The sequence below is a fragment of the Rhizobacter sp. P2_H2 genome (assembly GCF_056403375.1).
The window spans coordinates 1-3,535 of sequence record NZ_JBFUFP010000564.1; the positions used below are offsets into that span (position 1 = coordinate 1).

Below are 3,535 nucleotides of genomic sequence, written 5' to 3' on the forward strand. Positions count from 1 at the left end.
CTACGGGCACCGGGTGTTCAAGATCAAGCTCGGCGGCGATCCGCGGGCCGACGTGCAACGCCTCGCCGAGGTGCTGGCGGTGCTCGACCGAGATGCGCCCGGCCACCGCTACACGCTCGACGGCAATGAGCAGTACGGCGACACGGCGGCGATCTCCGAGCTGTTCGCGCGGCTGGCTTCGCTGCCGGCATACGCCGCGCGGCCCGATGCGCTGCTGTACCTGGAGCAGCCGCTGCCCCGCGATCGCTCGTTCGACGGCGCGCTGCCACCCCTGCCCTGCCCGCTGCTGATGGACGAGGCCGACGGCACGCTGGACGCCTTCGTGCGCGGCCGCGACGCCGGCTGGCAAGGCGTGTCGAGCAAGGGCTGCAAGGGCTTCTACAAGTCGCTCGTCAACCGCGCGCGCTGCGAACGCTGGAACCAGGCCGCGCGGCGCGACGGCCAGGCGCCGGCGTGGTTCATGTCGGCCGAGGACCTGACCTGCCAGGCCGGCCTCGCGGTGCAGCAGGACCTGGCGCTGGCCGCGCTGCTGGGCCTGGATCATGCCGAGCGCAACGGCCACCACTACGCCGACGGCTTCGGTGCCGCGCCGGCCGCCGAACGCCAGGCCTTCGTGCGGGCCCATCCCGACCTGTACGACGGCGACGGGCGGCTGCGCATCGCCGGCGGCCGCATCGATCTCCATTCGCTGGCCGGCCCCGGTTACGCCCACGCGGCCACGCCAGACTGGTCGGCGATGCAGCCGCTGTCGCAGGCAGCCGCCCTCGTCTGAATCCTCATCGTCCGACCCCGCAAGGAGCCCCATGGCCACACAACGACTCGGTCTGATCATGCACGGCGTCACCGGCCGCATGGGCATGAACCAGCACCTGATCCGCTCGATCGTCGCGATCCGCCAGCAGGGCGGCGTGGCGCTCGCCAACGGCGACCGGCTGATGCCCGACCCGGTGCTGATCGGCCGCGATGCCGGCAAGATCGAGGCGCTGGCGAAGGCCCACGGCATCGCGCGCTGGGGCACCAACCTCGATGCCGCGATGGCCGACCGCGCCGACACCGTGTTCTTCGACGCCGGCACCACGCAGATGCGCCCGACGCTGCTCGCGCAGGCGATCCGCGCCGGCAAGCATGTCTACTGCGAGAAGCCGATCGCGACCAACCTGTCCGAGGCGCTGGAGGTGTGCCGCCTCGCGCAGCAGGCCGGCGTGAAGCACGGCGCGGTGCAGGACAAGCTGTTCCTGCCCGGCCTGCGCAAGCTCGACATGCTGAAACGCGCCGGCTTCTTCGGCCGCATCCTGTCGGTGCGCATCGAGTTCGGCTACTGGGTGTTCGAGGGCGACCTGCAGCCGATCCAGCGGCCGTCGTGGAACTACCGGCAGGAAGACGGCGGCGGCATCATCCTCGACATGGTGTGCCACTGGCGCTACGTGCTGGACAACCTGTTCGGCGAGGTGCAGGCGGTGTCGTGCCTCGGCACCACGCACATCCCGGAACGTTTCGATGAAGCCGGCAAGCCGTACCGCGCGACGGCCGACGACGCCGCCTACGCGACCTTCCAGCTGGCCGGCGGCGTGATCGCGCAGGTCAACAGCTCGTGGGTGACGCGCGTGCGGCGCGACGACCTGGTCACCTTCCACGTCGACGGCACGCACGGCTCGGCGGTGGCCGGGCTGACCGACTGCCGCAGCCAGGCGCGCGTGAACACGCCGCGCCCGGTGTGGAACCCCGACACGCGCCAGACCATGCCGTTCTTCGAGCAGTGGCAGGAGGTGCCCGATACGCAGCCGTACGACAACGGCTTCAAGCTGCAGTGGGAGCAGTTCCTGCGCCACGTGGCCGAGGACGCGCCGTACCGCTTCACGCTGCCCGAAGGGGCCAAGGGCGTGCAGCTGGTGGAGGCGGCGCTGAAAAGCTGGAAGGAGCGGCGCTGGGTCGACGTGCCGGCGCTGGGGGTGTGACGCGATGGACCTGTCGCTGAACCTCCCCGCTGCCGATGGCGGCCTCGCGCGCTACACGCTGAGCGGCCGCGAGGCCTGGCGCGCGCCGGCCGCGCCGGTCTTCAACCGCATCGCCTTCTCGGCCGCGCACGTGGTGGCGGATGCCCGCGCGGCGATCGACCCGTGGCTGGGCTGCGCGATCGACTGGGACGCGACCCTTGCGTACCRCCAGCGCCTGTGGCGCATGGGCCTGGGCGTGGCCGAGGCGATGGACACCGCACAGCGCGGCATGGGGCTGGACTGGCCGACCTCGCTCGAACTGATCGCGCGCTCGCTCGACGCGGCGCGCGACCTGCCGGGCGCGCGCATCGCGAGCGGTTGCGGCACCGATCAACTGGCGCCCGACGCGGCCCGCGGCATCGACGACGTGCTGCGCGCCTACGAGGAACAGATGGCCGCGATCGAGAAGCTCGGCGGCCGCCTGATCCTGATGGCCAGCCGCGCGCTGGCCCGCGTGGCGCGCGGCCCGGACGACTACGTGCAGGTCTACGGCCGCCTGCTGCGCCAGGCCCGCGAGCCGGTGATCCTGCACTGGCTGGGCGACATGTTCGACCCGGCGCTGGCCGGCTACTGGGGCAGCGCCGACGTCGACCGCGCGATGGACACCGCGCTGGCGGTGATCGAGGCGAACCCGGCGAAGGTCGACGGCATCAAGATCTCGCTGCTCGACAAGGACCGCGAGATCGCGATGCGCCGCCGCCTGCCGCCCGGCGTGCGCATGTACACCGGCGACGACTTCAACTATGCGGAGCTGATCGCCGGCGACGGCGTCGATGACGCGCCGTCGCAGCGGCACAGCGATGCACTGCTGGGCATCTTCGACGCGATCGCGCCGGCCGCGAGCGCGGCGCTGGCGGCGCTGGCGGCGCACGACCGCAGCCGCTTCCACGCGATCCTCGCGCCGACGGTGCCGCTGTCGCGCCACATCTTCAAGGCGCCGACGCGCTTCTACAAGACCGGGGTCGTCTTCATGGCCTGGATCAACGGCCACCAGGATCACTTCGTGATGGTCGGCGGGCAGCAGAGCACCCGCTCGCTGCCGCACCTCGCGGAACTGCTGCGGCTGGCCGATGAGGCGGGGCTGATCGAGCAGCCGGAGCTGGCGGCGCGGCGCATGCGGCATCTGCTGGGCCTGCACGGCGTGGACGCCTGACATGAGGGACTTCAGCGCCGACCACCGCTGGCTCTCGATCAACACCGCCACCGTGCGGGCGCAATGGCCGCTCGACCGCATCGTGCTGGAGTGCGCGACGCGGGGCATCCGCGCGATCTCGCCGTGGCGCGACCAGGTGGCCGCGGCCGGTCTCGACAAGATCGCAGGGCTGGTGCGCGACACCGGCATCGAGCTGTCGGGCTACTGCCGCGGCGGCATGTTCCCGGCGGCCGATGCCGAGGGGCGGCAGCGCGCGCTGGACGACAACCGGCGTGCGGTCGACGAGGCGGTGGCGCTGCACGCCCGCTGCCTGGTGCTGGTGGTGGGCGGGCTGCCGGGCGCGCTGTCGGGCCGGGCCGCGCACAAGGACATCGGCGCGGCGCGTGCC

Annotated in this window: 3 protein-coding genes and 1 pseudogene; all 4 read left to right on the forward strand. The window is 72.2% G+C overall.

The genetic code is table 11. From position 1 onward, the window contains the following. Window positions 1–772 (forward strand): annotated as a pseudogene (locus AC1D15_RS22520) (mandelate racemase); the annotation flags it as partial. Window positions 773–803: 31 nt separating this feature from the next. Further along, the gene (locus tag AC1D15_RS22525; RefSeq protein WP_465112562.1) at window positions 804–1,955 is read left to right on the forward strand and encodes a Gfo/Idh/MocA family protein; all 1,152 of its coding nucleotides are present in this window, start codon (window positions 804–806) and stop codon (window positions 1,953–1,955) included. A gap of 4 nt (window positions 1,956–1,959) precedes the next feature. Continuing rightward, window positions 1,960–3,147 carry a dihydrodipicolinate synthase family protein gene (locus tag AC1D15_RS22530; protein WP_477827717.1) on the forward strand — a complete coding sequence of 396 codons (1,188 nt, stop codon included), beginning with the start codon at window positions 1,960–1,962 and terminating at the stop codon, window positions 3,145–3,147. A gap of 1 nt (window position 3,148) precedes the next feature. Further along, on the forward strand, window positions 3,149–3,535 hold a 387-nt coding region (locus AC1D15_RS22535), incomplete at its 3' end, for a TIM barrel protein (protein ID WP_477827718.1).